The organism is Rhodoferax sp. ZS1R8, assembly GCF_056521325.1.
In genome coordinates this window covers 1-1,001 of the sequence record NZ_JBWMBA010000228.1, presented here as the reverse complement: position 1 = coordinate 1,001, position 1,001 = coordinate 1, and the positions used below count along the sequence as shown (strand labels likewise).

The 1,001-nt window shown below is 62.2% G+C and carries 1 protein-coding gene; it reads right to left on the bottom strand.

Annotated elements, in window-relative coordinates:
- Positions 1-847, bottom strand: an 847-nt coding sequence (locus tag AC097P_RS25190) for a sensor histidine kinase (protein ID WP_479613139.1), incomplete at its 3' end; no start/stop codon positions are given.
- Between the last annotated feature and the right edge of the window lie 154 nt (positions 848-1,001).

The following is a 1,001-nucleotide window of genomic DNA, read 5'->3' as shown; positions in this document are numbered from 1 at the left end:
GTACCGTGCCGCCCCGGGTGCTGCTAGCAATGCCGTGTTTCACTGCGTTTTCCACCAGCGGCTGCAACAGCATGGGCGGAACAAGGGCCGAACCCGCCGCTTCGTCCATGTCCACCTCCACCTGCAACTTGGAGCCAAAGCGCTGCATCTCGATGTCTAAAAAGCATTGGCAGTGCACCACTTCCTGCGACAGGGGAATGGTGGCGTGGCTGGACAAAGACAGCGTCTGCCGAAAGTACTGCGCCAGCGCAATCGTCATGCTGCGTGCCGCTGCGGCGTCGATGCTGGTGAGCGCACTGATGGAGTTCAGCGCGTTGAATAAAAAGTGCGGATTGACCTGCGCGCGCAGCAGTTGCAGCTCGGCATCGCGGGCCTGGGCGCGGGATTGCAGCTCGCGCTGCTGCGCCTGACGGACCTGGTCCAGGGTGAGCATGACGTCGTGTACCAGCAGCGAGATCACAAACAGGGCGGCGCTGCCGACCCAGAGTGTGGTGCCAAGGGCTGGGGGGATCACCATGCCAGCCCAATCGACCCTCCAGGCAAGGCACAACTGGTTCCAGGCCATTGCAATGACCCAGGCAAGGCTGGCAGCCACGCTGGAGGCGACGAGAAAGGTCGTCAGCCCCACCAAAAAACGCCGCTGCGCCACCGGTACTGCACGGCACACATAAAACGCCGAAGGCACCATAAAACCGAAGCTCACGACGACCGGCAAAGCAAACCACAAGGCGTTGGTCCAGGCCGCAAAGCCTGCACTGACAATGCCCCAGGCAACCAGCCCGCCGACGACCAGCCACACCCCCACGTACCAGACGAGGGCGCGGAGGTTGGAGATTGCGGAATGCATCGCTGGGAATGGTCGCCGGACGCGAATTTAGTTGCGAATTTCAATGCCACCCATGACCACCGTGCCAGTGATCGTGAGGCGCTTGGTCGGGTTCGCCGACGGCACGGTCTTGTCTTCCACGCCACCCATCAGGGGTGTACCTTGGACCACCACC